Origin of the sequence: Marivirga sp. (assembly GCF_035704835.1) — a bacterium.
Lineage (GTDB): Bacteria > Bacteroidota > Bacteroidia > Cytophagales > Cyclobacteriaceae > Marivirga.
Genome location: NZ_DASSWQ010000021.1, coordinates 1 through 16,493, shown reverse-complemented (window position 1 = coordinate 16,493; position 16,493 = coordinate 1). Strand labels below are relative to the sequence as shown.

Sequence of the window (16,493 nt, the reverse complement as noted above, 5' to 3'; positions counted from 1 at the left end):
TTCTAAACTTATTTTATTTGATAATATTGTATTTGAGTTTAAATAAATTAAATTAGTACCATAGAATAATTAAATAACAATATAAAAAGTGATTAAATTAAACTAAAACAATGACTATGAGGAAACAATTAATGCTTTTAACTGCATTGTTAATGCTTTCTTGCCCTATTTTTGCTCAAGACGAAAGTGCTGAGGAAAGTAGTTCGGGTGGCATGGCAGGTGCGGGTGATCTCCTCTTTGAGGTGACAGGTACTCCCTTCGGAACAGATGGGAGTTTATTGAACTTTTCGGAGTTTAGGGCACGCTATTTCATCAGTGAAAATTTAGCGGTTCGACTAGGAATGGATATGGCACTGAACAATGATCAACTCAGCCCAGATTTAGTAATTAATGATAGCTATTATGGTCTTATGCCAGGTGTAGAATATCATTTTGTTAATGATGGTGCATTTCGTTCGTATGCTGCTGTTGATTTAACTTTTGACCAACAAATCTCAACTCGTAAATCCACTACAGGTGCTAACGTAATTGGTGCAACTAATTATGTTGGAAGCAATGGACAAGAAACCATTGTTGGTAGAGGGTACATGCAATTTGGGGGTAGACTATCAATAGGAGCCGAATACCATTTCAATTCACGATTTTACATCGGAGGAGAATTAGGTTTTCAATATGGTTACAGAATGAACGATGAAGTTATTGTAGATAACGAAATAGTTCAAACTTCTACGGTAACTAATCTAGGCTATTTAACCACAGCCAATTCAATCAAAGTTGGATTCAGATTTTTGACTTTATAAACTTAAAGATAAAACACAATGGAAAATATTATACTACAAAAAACACGCTATCTCAAAGCAATGCTGCTTACGCTCTTCGTAGGCTTTTTTGCGTTTGGGGCTAGTGCGCAAGTCTTTATTTCTTCTACACCACCTGCTACCCCATGGTATGCTGGGCAGGAAGCCACAGTCTCTTATGAAGCAGAGACTTTTGCCGTAGGGACATCTTTCATTTTATGGGACGATGCAGACAATGATGCTCAAATTGATGAGGACGAACAAATTTTCGGCCAATCAACAGTTCAAGATGCTTTGGAAGAGATTGATTTTTCATGGCCTGAAGCTGGTAATGTCAACTTAAGGTTTGCTGCTTTCTCAGGAAATTCTGTGACAGGAGAGGTTATTGCCTTTACCAATGCAGATGTTGCAGCTATCGGTACCAACTCAGGAGGAAATTTTCTAACCTTTGATAGGGCAAGTGCTCGCTTTTTGACTACCAATGCTATAGATTTAGATACTTCTGAGCCTGTTGTATTAAGCTTAACTTACGATGGAGCTTTTGCTAGTGGTCCAGATGCTAATAATCCTGTCGAAGTTTTGTATTCAACTGATGGTTTTGCTACAGCAGGAACAGCATTGATAGATGATAATTTAGCAGTTGATGAATTTGAAAATATCTTTCAAGTGCTTGAGTTCACACTTCCAAATGGTGCTAAAACTGCTAATACTAGTTTTAGAATTCAACAAACAGGTACAGTGAATTACAATACTGATAAAAATTGGCAAGTTAGAACATCGCCTGCAGCCGGTGCTATTCAGGTAGAAATAGGTAAAACATATGCTAACATTGCGGATGAATTTGTTGATAATAACAATGTGCTTCTTCCGGAATTAACCATTAACAATGTATTGGATGCCGATGATGTGGCTGGTGGGAATATTTACCCTGGCGATGGTATTACCGTAGAAGCCGAATTACAAGGAATTGATTTAACAGATTTGGATTTTGCAGTTAGGCTAACCAATACTAATACTGGTGAAACCTTCTTATTAGAAAGTCAAGTTGATAATTTCGATAATGTAACTAAAGAAATAACTGTAGAGGGAGATGTCCCTACCAATATTTCTTACTACAATGCTGGTTTGGGCTGGAATGTGGATATTTATGCATATGATGGTAATGATATCCTTTTTGGAACATCAGAGTTTTATGATTTTACTGGTGGTTTACCAACTGATTTCGAACAAATAGGTGGTGGTCAGGATGGATCAGGTTTAACATTTGATGAAGCCGGAGATAGGAGCATAACAACTGTCCCTTATAATATTTCTACAGAATCAGATGGAGTATTAACCTTTAATGCATCAAGAGCTAATGATGTATTGAGCCCAGCGGGCACTGACCTGATTGTAGAGTATTCTACAGATGGTGAAACCTACACAGAATTGACAAGCGTTGATCTTAATTCTTTGTCATTTGGAGGTTCTACAGAGGTAATCTTTGATGCATGGCCTGCGGGAGTTGTTTCCGGATCTACCCAGTTTAGGATCAGACAAGTAAGCAATAATGGAGCTGGTCTAGATGCTTTCATTATTGAAGATTTAGATATTCAAAGTGGCACTAATTTAATAAGTGAATCATTTATTGGTAGAGGACTTGCTTCTGTTGCAGCAACTGTTCAGTCGCCTAATATTACAATCAATAACTTAGATGTAGGAGGAGACGGTCTGGCTTTCCCAATGGAAGCACTAACCTTAACATATGATATAACTGATGGAGCTTTTCCTGCCAATACTGAGGCAACTGTTTTGGTACAAAGAACAGGTGATCCAGATTTTGATATTATCATAGGTGAAACCACAGATATAAGTGGTGAGTCAATTGCTATTACAGTACCGCCATTAGAGGCTGGTGACTATACAGTTTATATAGCTACGCTCAATGGAGAGACTTATTTTAGTACTACTTTATCAATCTTTGACTTAGGTCTCAATATTACAAGTGTAGAGTATAATGACCCGGTAATGGTAGCGGGTGATGAGTTTACTTATCCAGGTTCAGCCATTACAGTCAATTACACTTTACAAGGAACCGCTGGAGCCGGAGCTGAATTAATGGTTAGTGTATATGATAATAATCCAGAAGTTGATGATTGGGTAATGATTGGATCAACCACAACACTAGATGGAGCTGTAACAGCAACATTACCTACAGGTATTGATTATGACACAAATCCTGATGTTAGATTAAGTATTGGTACAAGTGGAACTTATGATAATTTATTTTATGAAACCATTGTATCTGAAGATATTGAGGGGGATCCATTACCAAGTTCAATCTTTGAATCTTCAACTGGTACATCCAATAACTTCCCAAGCAAACCAGATAGCTTTACTGGATCAGGAGAGAGATCAGCTACTACAGTTCCATTTGATTTTTCTTATGGCGGCAGGGTTGATATTGAAATAGATGAAGACAATGGTATTCATTTAGGTACATATGATGTCAAGTTACAAGGTTCTATTGATGGAACTAATTGGGTAGATTTGGATGAAGAAGGTGTTGGTGCAGGGAGTATTGTTACATTATTTGCTAATGTACCTAATTCTTTGTGGTCAGCCAATACCCAATTTAGAGTTATTTATAATGAGGATGGTGCATATGGAATAAATGAAAATGTAATTCAAATCAATGAAGTTATTATTGAGACTCCAGAATTTATGGAAGCTTCATTTGATGATGAACCATTCAACTTAATCAGACCTTCTTTAGCAGTTAGTGATTATGACAAAACTGCCTTTGTAATGGGTGAAGAGGTTAGCATTAATTATAATGCTGTGGGATTCCCAGCAGCCACTGAATATGCGGCCGTAGTTGAACAAGGCGGTGAATATTATGTGGCAGGAACTTCAGCAGATGAAGGTGCTGCAACTATCATAGCAGTTATGCCTATTGCTTTCGAAGATCCAATGACTAATTATAGTTTAACCATTGTTCCTTTTGAACCTGCTACAGCTGGTGGTGATTACAAACAAGGGGAGACTCTACAAATTGACAATGAAGAAGACTTTTTAGTCATTAGTGGACAAGATCCAAGTTGGGCTAATAGTTATTCTATTTTTGATTTTGATCAAATAGGAGATAGAGAATTGCTAACCAAAGCGTACGATTTATCTGGTACTTCTTCGGCAACCTTAAATTTTAATTTCAATAATACCTTCGGATACGGTAATTTTGATGTTAATGCAAACAAAAATACAGTCCCACGATTAGAGATTTCTACTGATGGTGGGGCAACTTTTCAGGTGGTGCCTGTTTACGAATTAGAAGAAGGTGAAGAGCAAATTTATGATGATGGTTTATTATACCTTCAACAAGGTTATAGTGTAGAATTGCCTGCTTCTGCACTTACTGCAGCAACTCACTTTAGATTCTCGCAACCGTTGAATTTGGGGGCAGATGCTAATCGTTGGAGCGTTGCTAATCTTTCATTAACACTGAATGATGATAACAGATTACCGGATTTCCAATTTGATGATAATATCAATGGAAATAATCCAGAAACTATCAATATCACTGCACCAGATTTAAATGGTTATGCTTGGATGCAAGCTGATTTGGATGATGCAGTATTCAATGGTGAAACATTTCAATATAGCTTTAATATAGCAGATGGATTCAATGCAACTGATATAGATGCTTTTCCAGCGGGAACGGAATTTACTTTTACTTTAAATGGAGTGACGGATCCTGATACAGGAGAAGATGCAATTATTGGAACTACTACAGCATTGGGTACTTTTGAAGGAAATGTTCCTTTATATGCTGGTAGTGGTAATTTTACTATCAACATAAGCGCGTCTATGATGATAGAAGGAGAAGAGTTCTTCTTCTATGAAGATCAAGGATTTTCTAACCTTGAAGTCTTCAACCAAGTGTTAAAAACTACTTTCAATGGTGACGCAAATGGCGTTTACTATGCAGGTAATGAAGTAACAGTTGATTACGCATTTGAAAATGACCTCTCATCTACTACGAATACTGAAATTGGTGATTTAGTTTATAATCTAATCTTAGAGTTCGATGGTCAGGATTGGTTATTAGCAGTAGATGAAACATTAACAGGAAGCTTTACAGTAGATATGCCACCATTTGTTAACGAAAATTATGGTGCGGTTGATTTTGAAGTGAGAGCTAGTGTAGGCGGACCTTTAGGAGTAATAGGTGAAGCTTTAGAAACCTCTTCTATCGGATTCTTAGACGATGCTGCTGATTGGATTAATGATGATGTAGCTTTGGAAGGATTTCCATTTGGATTACCTGGTGCTGGAAGTCAAGCTCGTCTGCTTAACGTCAGTGGACAAAGAGTATTTACTTCAACGGATTTTGATTTAGTAGAAGCTAATGCTGCAAGATTAAGCTTTAATCTTTACTTAGCAGCTGATAATTTCCCTACAGCAATAGAGGAAAATGATGTATTGGAAAATCAACAATTGATTTTTGAATATTCAACCGATGGTGGTGCTACTTACACTGAAATTGAGACTTTCCTTACTGAAGGTGATGAAAATGGTGATATTCCTATCAATCTTTCTAGAAACTATTTGTTAGATGGTGATATATTGTCAACATCGACTAGGTTTAGGTTTAGACAAGATGAAAGCCGTTTTATAATTGGTGTTGAGGATATGCAAATCGTAGCAGCAGATGAAGCACAAATTGAATATGTAAGTGCAGATGATAATGGATTCGTTCCTTCTATCAAACCTCAGGCATTTCAAATTACTTCAGTTGGTGCAACTGAAGCTTGTATTTCCGATGATATTACCTTGAATTATGAAATCAGAGGTAAGTTTGGAGCAGATAATGAAGTGACTGTTCAATATACGGGTGATAATGATATTCCTGGGGTATTTAATTTAATTGAAGGTTCTGGAAGTATTGATGTTTCATTACCAACTGATATACTCAATGCTGGTGATAACAATCAAGATTTCAAATTCAGATTGCAAGCAGAAGACAGAACTTTTGATGATTTAGGTTATACTACTAACGTAAATGGAACATATACTGAAACAAATGTTGAAGTAGTTGCTCCAATTGACATAGATTCAGATTTCAATGTTGATAATCAGCAATTATGTGATGTACAAGATGTAATGGTTACCATTATAAGTCCAAGGGATTATTTCACTTACCAAGTGATTGACGCTTTGAGCGGAGACGCAATTGGTAGTCCTTTAACTTATGATCCTGACTTAGGTGAGAATGAAATCAACCTTGGCGAATTAACTGATGAGGTTCGATTAGGATTAGAAGTAACTTCGGCTTCTTCAAGCGGCACTACTTGTAATACAATCACATCGACTTACGAATTTGATTTCTTTGCACAGCCTAACTTCGTATTGTTCATGAATAATATTCCAGTTGAAGCTGGAACTACCATGAATACTTGTGGTCAAAATATTAGTTTAACAGCTTCTTATTTTGATAACAATGGAAATGTTGTGTCCGCTGGTGCTGGACAAGTAGAATGGTTTAGAAATAACTTGCAGACTCCTATAACCACTAACTCAACTTTATCTTTAAACAACAGTAGCCGAAGTGGAGATTATTTTGCAAGAGTTACAGATGGTTCTTGTATTTATACTACAGAATCTATTACGATTGAGTCGGCAGTTCGACCAGAACAACCGCAAGTTACTGTTGTAAGTGGTGACTTGGTTTCATGCGATGCTGATAATGAGGTAGTATTACAAGGTCCTGAAGGATTTGCTGTTTATCAATGGACCAGACCTGGACAATCAGCAGCAAATGTTCCAGTAGGTACAAATCAAAGAAAGATTACAATCAGACAAAGTGGAACCTATCAATTGCGAGTTTCTAATGCAGCTGAAGCAAATAATTGTAGTTTGAGTAATTTCTCTGAGCCGGTAACGATTAGTAATGCAGCTAACGATCAGGTAGTAATCAATATTCAGAACTTTGGACAGGCATCTCCTGGTCAAGTTTATGATGTTTGTGATAATACTTTACCTAATGTTTCGGCTGAATACTCAGATGGTGTTACACCTTTTACTAATGAAAACGTTACTTGGTTTAAAGATGGCGTAGAGTATGAAGCACAAACAAATGCTAATGATTCAGTAACAGTTACAGAATCTGGTGTTTATTATGCCGAGGTAACGAATGGGCAATGTTCATTCACAACGCCTGAAGTAACGTTCAACGTTCTAGAAGCTCCTGAAACTGCACCAACACTTACATTTACTGGTGATTTAACATTCTGTGATGGTGAAGGTTCTGTTGTTTTAGAAGGGCCAGAAGGCTTTAATTACTACCAATGGAATGGAGTTCAAGGTTCTGGTGCGATTACTAATGGAAACACAATTGAAGTGACTCAAGCAGGAACTTATACCTTACAAGTTGGTAATGTGTCAGATGACGGAGCAGTGAGCTGTTTAAGTCCAGTTTCCAATACTGTTACAGTAAATAGTAGAGCATTGCCTTCTGTCCCTCCATTATTTAACCCTAATGGTACTCCTGGCGTAGCTATTGCTGATAATTCATGTGGAGATGGTCCAGTAACTTTCGTATTGACGAATGGTGTGTCCAATAACGTTAGCTATCAGCTAATCAATGCGGCAACTGACCAGCCTTCTGGCGTGGCCGTAACGGGTAATGGAGCCAATAATACGTTCCTTACTTCCGATGTGATTACTGAAGAAACTACTTTCTACATTGAGGCAACTTATGCAGATGGTAGTGGTTGTACAGTTTCTTATCCAGAAACCAGAACCTTCAGTGCTACTCCTAATAATGTAACATTAGAAGTAGAGGGTAATCAGTTAATTGCTAGTTATAATTCTGGTATTTCAGACGTAAGATGGTATAGAGATGGTGTATTGCTAACAAATGTAAATACGTCAACTTTTAGTACATCAAGTCGAATTACAATTTCCGATGCTGCCGAGTACAGCATAGAAGTAGAGTACGCTTCAGGTTGTATTGTGACTGCTAGTTCTGCTGATATTACTGGTAAAATATTGGCGAATCGTGATGCAATGGCAATGAAAGTTGTTTCATATCCGAATCCAGCCTTATCAGATGTTACTTTAAATGTGCATAGCCAGTACATGGGTCAGCATGAAGTAATTATAACTTCTATGACAGGTCAAGTGATGATGCAGTCGAAATTTGAGAAATCAAGCTTTGAAGCAAATCATGCATTGAATATTGCGAGCCTTGAGAAAGGAATTTACAATGTTCAAATCCGTCATGACGGTTTAAGTCAAAATGTAAGAATCATTAAAAAATAAGAATCATGAAATGAGCTCAAATTTTATTCCTCTTAATTTTAAATTGAAAGAGGAATAAAATTTGAAGCAAATTCCATGTGGCGATTTAAAATTTAAATTATACACACATGAAAAGATTATTAAATTATATGATGTTCATAGGGATAGCCATTGCGGCTATCTCCTGTGCTGAACCTGAAGAGCCAACGGCTTCACAGCAGATAGTGGGTACTTGGGTGGTGTCAGAATATTATGTTTCTGGACAATCCGGTGGAACCAATATTATCGAGAAATTAGTGATTGAGCGCGATGAAAACTTCATCATGGAGGATGATAATGGCGTTTTGACAGTTGGGCAATGGTCTGCTGACGATGCAGCATTGACTTTGACTCCGACAGAAGGATCAGCTATTACGCTATCCATCGTAACCTTAACTCGTGATAAAGGTCATTTTATACAGAATTTATCTAGCCCAGTGATTGGTGATGTTGAAATTCGGTATTTGATGAATAATCTAGGAGAAAGGGATTATGGTTTTAATCCAAACAATTCAGATGAATTTTTAGATTAAGTAAGTTGAGTTTTTTGATTTAAACCCTGACAAGCCCTGCTTCGTCAGGGTTTTTTTTGTGATTTTGTTTCTAAAATTAAATTGTCATTCAATATTGGTAGAATTTATCAGGGATTCTAGTATTAAACTTCTACGGTAACATTATATATATGCCTTCGTTGTTTTATATGAGAATGTTGTAAACTTCTAATTGATAAACTAGTAGTTTAATTTTTTTAATATTAACTAAACTTACAAATCAATGAAAAATTTAAAATATACACTATTCATCTTTTTAGGATTAATGGTCTTTATAGGGTGTAGCCCATCTACAAATATCACCGCGACCTGGAAAAATCCAGATTTATCCGAAAGCGGATTTAACAATATTTTAGTTACTGCCATGGTAAATAACGTCTCTGCACGTGAATCATTAGAAACTGAGTTGGCTTTACAATTAAGTAAAAAAGGGGTTCTTGCCACGCAAGGGATGAATTTATTTCCCCCTGACTTAAGAGATGAAAAAATGGGTAGCAAGTCAGAGTTGTTAAATGCTATCAATGAAAATAAATTTGATGCCTTAATAACCATTAATCTGGTTGAGAGTGAAATGGAAACTAGATATGTTCCAGGAACAACTGCCTATGCACCGTTGAATAGCTTTGGATATTATGGTAACTTTTGGGGATATTATAATTATTGGTATCCTACTGTTTATGACCCGGGATATTATGACACTGTAAAATCATACTTTCTGGAGACGAACCTTTATGATGCCGAAACCGAAAAACTGATTTGGTCAGCACAATCAGAAACGGTTAGTCCAGGTACGATTGAAAATCTTTCAGAAGACTATTCCAATATAATAACAAGAAAACTTATGAACGAAGGTTTGATTTCAGCCAATAGTAATGGATCAGAAATGTAATTGGAATAAACATTCTTAATCAATTATATGCACAGCTAAGAGTTTTTATAACTCAATTGCTGTGCATTTTTTATGATACGTCTCAAAGGATAAATTTCCAGATTTATATAAAAGAATAACTGGAAAAAAGGGCATAAAAAAAGCCCGAAGCATGTCCGGGCTTATTTATCAAATTTTATAGTGCAGCATATAAGCATAAATGTTATATGGGGCACTGTGTCACAAATGTATCAAAAATATTTGATACTTGTATTCTTTAAACAAATTTATACCCTATTTTAGTTTCAATTATATGTTTTAATTTATCATTGCTGGCATTTTCTGTTAGCAATTCAGTAATGTATTGTTTCAATTCATTTTTTCGTGAAGTCGAAATAGAATCCAACATAAAATATAATAATTTAAAAACTCCGTTGAGTGAATGTCTATCATTATCTAATAAATTCAATTTCGGAATTTTTGGAATACCTTTAGGAGTTTTAAAATCATAGAGCTGACCACCGTGAGCACAAATATTTCTAAGTGTTAAGAGCGTTTTTATGTAATCTTTGAAGATTTGTACGTTTCTGACACCATATTGATTGCTTATGGATTCTTGGCATTTTTTATTCTTTAATGCTCTGAAAATGGCTAAAATAGAACCAAATGGAAGGAATTCTAATGTTTTCCATGCAGGAGCAAATCGATCATTTATATGCTTTTCATGGTGTTTTTTGATAGCTTTATTTTGATTGATGAACTGCTCTGTATAGTAATTATTTTTTAAATTATAGATAAAACTGTTTTGCATGCTATGAGAATCTGCAAACCAAGTAGGGGATTGTTTATAGTAATTTGACACTATGTAAATGACCTGAGTTCTAAAGTGAATCTCAAACCTATTCAGGTACTTTAAAAGGAGATGCCGTAAATCCACATCTAGATAATATAATGCTACTACATCAGAAAATTTAGTGTTTTCTTCAAATTCATGTGCCTTATTCTTCTCAAAAGGATGCCAGTAAAACCCTAGCCTATAGTAGCCAATATCCATAAGTATTTCTTTGACCTTATCCTTGCTTAGGTCGAGAATCATACCTCTTGCTTCTAATAATAGTATTTGCTCATCTATGGTTGTGGCCAATTTACCCATTGCAATGATTTTCTGGTTGTGATTTCTTGTGAACTTCAACTAAAGTACAAAGTGAATTTAGCCTCTTTTTAACTAACACCAAGTGTGCATGAGTTAATTTTTACCGTAACACCCACTTTACACCCTTATCCAGCACCCTGCAAGGCCGATAGCGTAGCATCTAAACACGGAGTTAACCCCCTTTCATTTGCATGCACTGATAGGTCTATTTTTCCATGCTTCGAATAAATTACCCGTCTTCAAATAATTGAATCGTGATTTCGGTGAAACTGTGCCACCCTAATGAAGAATACAATATGCTCAGAGGGTTTCAGAATATTGTTTGCCCTTCAATGGCAGATTTAGCATTGATATATCCTCCTTCAGCAATATGAGATTTTACAGCTTCAAGATCGCTGGCAAAACTGTGGGTAAGTCTGCCTAAGAGTTGGCGGTTTGGGAAAGTGAACTCTTTGTCTTGTGGGTTCATAAAATTGCATTATATCAACCCTCTCAATTTCTCTCCCAAAGCTACAATATGCTCATTCCTCCATCCACTGCTACCGCTTAATTGATTGCAGATTACAATGACTTGGTTTTCAAATGTAGCTATTGCTATATATCTATCCCTTTCTTTTCCATACTTCCCGATGGAAACTACCTCAAAATCAATACCTTCATATATCTCAGATACAACCTTTTGTGCTTTCTTGCCTTTTTCAGGACTTCCAATTGCAAAAACTACCACCTTAAAATCTTTAAAGAAGGGATTACTTAATAATTGCTCTCTTTCTTTCGATAAATAAAGACCTGAATTGCTGACGGCAGGAGTTACATTTAATTCGGTTGTAAATGCCTTATCAAATAAAGTATCTCTAGAATTTTGATTCCAATGCTTTTTCATGTTTTCATGGCAGGAACTAATGCCATAAAAAGCATCTGTTAAGATAGAATACTTAGACCACGTATGATTTCCTGACCTTCCTTCATCATGCAGTTTTCTTGGGTTTCTTGGGTCAAAATTGATTTCTGATAAATCTCCATTATTTATAATCTTTGACCATTGAAATGAGTTGTTGATGCTTTCATAAAGCATTAATTCAGGATTATTAAATGCATTAAAGGCTTTTTCCTGACCCACTATCAGCAAATCAGCTTCTGGATTACCAAAACCTATATAATAAGGATTGGCAACTTTATTGAAATCTTTAATTTCCTTTAGTTTTACTTCAATATTTTCCCATGCTTCTAATCTTTCTTGTTCTGTTTTGAGGGTAAAGAAGTTCTCAGGGAAAAAACGGTCAACACCTTTAGTTTTTAGGTACTGGACATAACTTTTGTCAGTTGCAAGTTCTTCGATAAGGCTTTTTAAATTTTTAAACATTAATTTCTAATTTACTTAGCATGGGATTATTCATTTACAACTATCCAATATAATGAAACAATAGGGCTAATTTTTTCATGCATAGAAATAAAGAGTGTTAAGGTTGAAATACTTAGCAGACATCAAAAAAAATTAGATCTGATTTTGAATTAATCTAAAAATATTGCTGTTTTACAATTGAAAACGCTTTTAGCATTTTGAAGGCTTACGTACTACGTAGGATTTTATTAGGAATGCTTGGAGCGTTTTTTGTTTTAATCCCTCTCTTTAGACTCATGCTCCTTAGGGATTTTAAGGCATCACAATTATTTTCAATCAACTGTTCTATTAATAGTGTACCCCCCCAAATAAAAAAGCCTGCTTAATTTGCATTAAACAGGCTTTGTGGTAGCGGGGACAGGACTCGAACCTGTGACCTTTGGGTTATGAGCCCAACGAGCTACCAACTGCTCCACCCCGCGATATAAACTTTTGATTTTAACACTTTTTCTGGTGTTTCCCTCAAAAGGATTACAAAGGTATGATAAGGTTTTCGAAAAATCAAGTACCTTTGTAAAATAAATTTTAATTAATGTCAGAAAATCAGCACAAAGCAGGATTTGTAAGTATAGTAGGTAAGCCTAATGTAGGAAAATCCACATTAATGAATGCTTTGGTCGGTGAACGACTTTCTATTATTACTTCCAAAGCACAAACCACTCGCCATAGAATTATGGGGATTTTGAGTGGAGATGATTTTCAAATCGTTTATTCTGACACTCCTGGTATTTTAAGCCCGCAATATGAGCTTCATAATTCTATGATGCGTTTTGTGAAATCCGCTTTAGAGGATGCTGATATCATGCTATTCGTAACAGATTTATACGAGAAATATGAAGAAGGAGATGTCCTGATTGATAGAATTAAGAATAGTGGAGTTCCTATAATATTGATCATGAATAAAATTGATCAATCAAAGGGCTCTCAGGCAGAAGATAAGATGAAATATTGGGCTGAAATTATTGAGCCCAATTATCAAATTATGGTTTCGGCTTTAGAAAAGGTCAATATTGATGGCCTTTTTAATCAACTGATTGAATTACTTCCTATACATCCGCCTTATTTTCCTAAGGAAGAAATGACGGATAAGCCGGAAAAATTCTTTGTAGAGGAGATTATTAGGGAAAAAATATTTCAAAATTACAAAAAGGAAGTGCCTTACAGTTGTGAGGTGGTGGTGACAGAATTTAAGGAAGATGAAAAAATCATCAGAATAAGAGCTGAAATATATGTAGAAAGAAAGTCCCAAAAGGGGATTATCATAGGGAAAGGTGGAGAAGCACTTAAAAAAGTGGGCATTGAATCCCGTAAGGATTTAGAAACCTTCTTCAATAAGCAAATCCACTTAGAGACCTTCGTAAAAGTAGAGCAAGACTGGCGAAAGAAGGACTTGAAGTTGAAAAGATTTGGCTATTAGGTAATTACGAATTACGAATTATCAATTATGAAATTTGAGATGATATTTATAGATTTTATTAACTTCATCTCATAAAAAGTTTTCAACTAAATATATCCCCAAAAATGAAATCACAAAATGTTATTCAATTAAAAAGTTATCAATTTGCTTTAGAGATTATTAAAATTGCTCAATTATTAAAAAAAGAAACTCATTTTGAAATATCTTCTCAAGTTTTAAGGTCAGGTACTTCCATTGGAGCAAATGTGGAGGAAGCAATTGGTGCTCAATCAAGAAAAGATTTTACTGCAAAACTATCAATTTCCTATAAAGAGGCTAGAGAAACACATTATTGGTTAAGGTTAATAAAAGATTCGGGTTTATTAGAACCTAATACCGCATTAATATTGATTAGTAAATGTGAAGAAATATTAAAAATCATTGGTTCAATTCAAAAAACTATAAAAGCGAAAGCGGAATAAAGTGAATTGTTCTTTTCCAAATTCGTAATTAAAAAATTTATAATTCGTAATTAAAAATGTCAAACATAGTAGCAATAGTAGGGAGACCGAATGTCGGTAAATCCACGTTTTTTAATCGTTTAGTGGAGCGTAAGCAAGCGATTATGGATAATGAATCAGGCGTAACGCGTGACAGACAGTACGGTGAGGCGCAATGGATCGGTAAGAAGTTCACCGTAATTGATACCGGAGGTTACGTAACAGGTTCCAACGATATATTCGAAAAAGAAATCAGAAAACAAGTAAAGGAAGCTTTAAAAGAAGCAACTGTTATCTTGTTTATGGTCGATTGCCATACAGGTTTAACCGATATGGATAAAGATTTTGCCAATGTAGTAAGGGAAGTTGGTAAACCAGTTTATGTGATAGCCAACAAAGCCGATAATACTGAAAAAAGCTATATGGCAGGTGAGTTTTACAGCTTAGGGTTTGATGAAGTTTTTAGTATGTCCTCCGCAAGTGGTTCCGGAACAGGGGAAGTTTTGGATGCAGTAGTTCAACTTTTTCCTGATGATGATCATAAAGATCCATTTGAAGGGATTCCAAGACTAGCTATTTTAGGGAGACCAAATGCTGGTAAATCATCTTTTTTGAATGCTTTATTAGGTGATGAAAGAACCATTGTTACGGATATAGCCGGAACAACTCGTGATTCTATTAATACGCATTATAAATTGTATGGTAAAGATTTTATCTTGACGGATACAGCAGGATTGCGAAAAAAGACCAAATTAAAGGATGATATTGAATTTTATTCTACCATTCGAGCCATCCAAGCTTTGCAGGATAGTGATGTTTGTATAGTAATGATCGATGCCACCAGAGGCTTTGAGTCTCAGGATATGCAAATTATTGGCTTAGCTCATAAAAATAAGAAGGGGCTCATGATTATGGTCAATAAGTGGGATTTGATAGAAAAGGATGGTAAAACACATGATAAATTCAAGAAGGAAATTCAAGAGAAGTTAGGACCTCTTGACTATATCCCAATAATTTTCACTTCAGTAACGGAAAAGCAAAGAATTTTTCAAGCCATTGAATTAGCCACTAAAATTTATTTTAGTAGAAATGAAAAAGTAAGTACTTCAGCATTGAATGAAGCGATGCTGAAAGAGATTGAAAAATATCCACCACCAGCGTTGAAAGGAAAATACATTAAAATAAAGTACGTAACGCAGTTACCAACTTACACTCCAACCTTTGCTTTTTTCTGTAATTTACCACAATATATCAAGCCACCATATGAGCGTTATTTGGAAAATAGATTGAGAGAGCACTTTGATTTTGAGGGAGTTCCAGTGAAGTTAGTTTTTAGAAAAAAATAAATAGATAGATACTTTTGTAAATCTAATTATTTATATACATTTGCACCTTAAACAATAATCATTATTACTATGAAAAAATTATTCACATTATTTTTACTCGGTGCTTTTACATTAGCGGTAGTTTCTTGTGACAACAAAAGCGAGAAAGAAGAAGCTAAAGACCAGATCGAAGAATCAGCCGAAGAAATGGGTGAGGCAGTAGAAGATGCTTCTGAAGAAGTAGGCGAAGCTGTTGAAGAAGTAGGCGAAGCTGTTGAAGAAGAAACTGAAAACATTGAAGAAAAAGCAGAAGAAGTAACTGAAGAAGTTGAAAACTAAGAATACTTAAATCTATAATTTCAAAGGCTGCCTAATGGTAGCCTTTTTTGTTTAATAGATTTTATAAATAATTCCATCATAGCTAAACAATTTAATCTCTTATTGATTAAGTACATAGATATATTTTTTTGAACAAAACTTTTTAAATTATGTTATCACAATTAGTATACGTTAGTAACAGAACAAATAAGCCTTCTGAGAAAGAAATCGAAGACATTTTAGAAGCCTGTAAAAGGAACAACCCAGATTTGGGAATTACAGGTGCTTTGCTCTATTCAGATGAAAAATTTCTTCAATTGGTAGAGGGGGAAAATAGTACAATTATGGGTCTATATGATAAAATCAAGCAAGACAAACGTCATGAGAATTGCGTGATGTTATCTTATATGCCTATTAAAGAAAAATCGTTTCCGAGTTGGCATATGGGAAGCAAAAAAATTAAAAGTGATAGTATAGATTACAAAACCAATATCACTCCTGAGGATAAAGTAATTTTTTCTAGTTTATTGAGTGGGAATGAAGCGGATGGTAGTAAGACTAAAGAAATTATTCAGAAATTTTTTAAGTAAAAAATAAGCTTGTCTCAAAAGTTTCAGCTTTAATTAAAGCATTACATTGAATGAATTAAATTCAATTAGCTTTATTCCTATTAAAGTTTTACTTCCAAGACAAGCTCTTTTTATTTTACTTTCCGATGTATTTTAATTAGTCAGCCCTTAAAAACCCCATAATATATCCCTTTTAATGGTAAAAAATTTTGATAACAGATGAAACAGCTTTGATACATCTTTTGTAAATAGAGCCAAAGAGATGATTTCCATATGTTCATCATCCTTTTGAAG

The 16,493-nt window shown here is 35.1% G+C and carries 12 protein-coding genes and 1 tRNA gene; 9 read left to right on the top strand and 4 right to left on the bottom strand.

What is annotated here, in order from left to right; all coding sequences use genetic code 11:
- Nucleotides 1-116 precede the first annotated feature (116 nt).
- The 4 genes from VFM92_RS03340 (at nucleotide 117) to VFM92_RS03325 (ending at nucleotide 9,557) form a co-directional block, all read left to right on the top strand.
- Nucleotides 117-800, top strand: a complete 684-nt coding sequence (locus VFM92_RS03340) for an outer membrane beta-barrel protein (protein WP_325120777.1) — start codon at nucleotides 117-119, stop codon at nucleotides 798-800.
- Nucleotides 801-818: 18 nt separating this feature from the next.
- Complete coding sequence (locus VFM92_RS03335) at nucleotides 819-8,099, top strand: T9SS type A sorting domain-containing protein (protein ID WP_325120776.1); 7,281 nt, start codon at nucleotides 819-821, stop codon at nucleotides 8,097-8,099.
- 107 nt (nucleotides 8,100-8,206) lie between these two features.
- Nucleotides 8,207-8,650: a lipocalin family protein gene (locus VFM92_RS03330; protein ID WP_325120775.1), complete on the top strand. Its 444-nt coding sequence runs from the start codon at nucleotides 8,207-8,209 to the stop codon at nucleotides 8,648-8,650.
- A 241-nt stretch (nucleotides 8,651-8,891) separates the two neighbouring features.
- The gene (locus tag VFM92_RS03325; protein WP_325120774.1) at nucleotides 8,892-9,557 is read left to right on the top strand and encodes a DUF4136 domain-containing protein; all 666 of its coding nucleotides are present in this window, start codon (nucleotides 8,892-8,894) and stop codon (nucleotides 9,555-9,557) included.
- Between the two features lie 256 nt (nucleotides 9,558-9,813).
- On the opposite strand, the gene VFM92_RS03320 is transcribed toward VFM92_RS03325, so the two are convergent.
- The 4 genes from VFM92_RS03320 to VFM92_RS03305 form a co-directional block, all read right to left on the bottom strand.
- Nucleotides 9,814-10,689, bottom strand: a complete 876-nt coding sequence (locus tag VFM92_RS03320; protein WP_325120773.1) for an Abi family protein — start codon at nucleotides 10,687-10,689, stop codon at nucleotides 9,814-9,816.
- 310 nt (nucleotides 10,690-10,999) lie between these two features.
- Nucleotides 11,000-11,158, bottom strand: coding sequence for a hypothetical protein (locus tag VFM92_RS03315; protein WP_325120772.1), 159 nt, complete (start codon nucleotides 11,156-11,158; stop codon nucleotides 11,000-11,002).
- A gap of 9 nt (nucleotides 11,159-11,167) precedes the next feature.
- The gene (locus VFM92_RS03310) at nucleotides 11,168-12,052 is read right to left on the bottom strand and encodes a hypothetical protein (RefSeq protein WP_325120771.1); all 885 of its coding nucleotides are present in this window, start codon (nucleotides 12,050-12,052) and stop codon (nucleotides 11,168-11,170) included.
- Between the two features lie 385 nt (nucleotides 12,053-12,437).
- Nucleotides 12,438-12,513: transfer RNA gene (locus tag VFM92_RS03305), tRNA-Met, on the bottom strand.
- 110 nt (nucleotides 12,514-12,623) lie between these two features.
- On the opposite strand from VFM92_RS03305, the gene era reads away from it, so the two are divergent.
- From era to VFM92_RS03280, 5 genes are all read left to right on the top strand, one after another.
- Nucleotides 12,624-13,508, top strand: a complete 885-nt coding sequence (gene era, locus VFM92_RS03300) for a GTPase Era (RefSeq protein ID WP_325120770.1) — start codon at nucleotides 12,624-12,626, stop codon at nucleotides 13,506-13,508.
- A gap of 104 nt (nucleotides 13,509-13,612) precedes the next feature.
- Nucleotides 13,613-13,969 (top strand): four helix bundle protein, encoded by a 357-nt coding sequence (locus tag VFM92_RS03295; protein ID WP_325120769.1) that lies wholly within the window; start codon nucleotides 13,613-13,615, stop codon nucleotides 13,967-13,969.
- 56 nt (nucleotides 13,970-14,025) lie between these two features.
- Nucleotides 14,026-15,333, top strand: coding sequence for a ribosome biogenesis GTPase Der (gene der, locus VFM92_RS03290; protein WP_325120768.1), 1,308 nt, complete (start codon nucleotides 14,026-14,028; stop codon nucleotides 15,331-15,333).
- Between the two features lie 69 nt (nucleotides 15,334-15,402).
- Entirely contained in the window at nucleotides 15,403-15,651 is a 249-nt protein-coding gene (locus VFM92_RS03285) for a hypothetical protein (protein WP_325120767.1), read from the top strand.
- Between the two features lie 149 nt (nucleotides 15,652-15,800).
- Entirely contained in the window at nucleotides 15,801-16,220 is a 420-nt protein-coding gene (locus VFM92_RS03280) for a BLUF domain-containing protein (RefSeq protein ID WP_325120766.1), read from the top strand.
- The last annotated feature ends 273 nt before the right edge of the window (nucleotides 16,221-16,493 follow it).

What these genes read in the sequence shown, in the direction of transcription:
- VFM92_RS03335 (WP_325120776.1), top strand. Translation starts at nt 819, where the DNA reads ATGGAAAATATTATACTACAAAAAACACGCTATCTCAAAGCAATGCTG.
- VFM92_RS03310 (WP_325120771.1), bottom strand. Translation starts at nt 12,052, where the DNA reads ATGTTTAAAAATTTAAAAAGCCTTATCGAAGAACTTGCAACTGACAAA.
- VFM92_RS03285 (WP_325120767.1), top strand. Translation starts at nt 15,403, where the DNA reads ATGAAAAAATTATTCACATTATTTTTACTCGGTGCTTTTACATTAGCG.
- era (WP_325120770.1), top strand. Translation starts at nt 12,624, where the DNA reads ATGTCAGAAAATCAGCACAAAGCAGGATTTGTAAGTATAGTAGGTAAG.
- VFM92_RS03295 (WP_325120769.1), top strand. Translation starts at nt 13,613, where the DNA reads ATGAAATCACAAAATGTTATTCAATTAAAAAGTTATCAATTTGCTTTA.
- VFM92_RS03280 (WP_325120766.1), top strand. Translation starts at nt 15,801, where the DNA reads ATGTTATCACAATTAGTATACGTTAGTAACAGAACAAATAAGCCTTCT.
- der (WP_325120768.1), top strand. Translation starts at nt 14,026, where the DNA reads ATGTCAAACATAGTAGCAATAGTAGGGAGACCGAATGTCGGTAAATCC.
- VFM92_RS03330 (WP_325120775.1), top strand. Translation starts at nt 8,207, where the DNA reads ATGAAAAGATTATTAAATTATATGATGTTCATAGGGATAGCCATTGCG.
- VFM92_RS03325 (WP_325120774.1), top strand. Translation starts at nt 8,892, where the DNA reads ATGAAAAATTTAAAATATACACTATTCATCTTTTTAGGATTAATGGTC.
- VFM92_RS03340 (WP_325120777.1), top strand. Translation starts at nt 117, where the DNA reads ATGAGGAAACAATTAATGCTTTTAACTGCATTGTTAATGCTTTCTTGC.
- VFM92_RS03315 (WP_325120772.1), bottom strand. Translation starts at nt 11,158, where the DNA reads ATGAACCCACAAGACAAAGAGTTCACTTTCCCAAACCGCCAACTCTTA.
- VFM92_RS03320 (WP_325120773.1), bottom strand. Translation starts at nt 10,689, where the DNA reads ATGGGTAAATTGGCCACAACCATAGATGAGCAAATACTATTATTAGAA.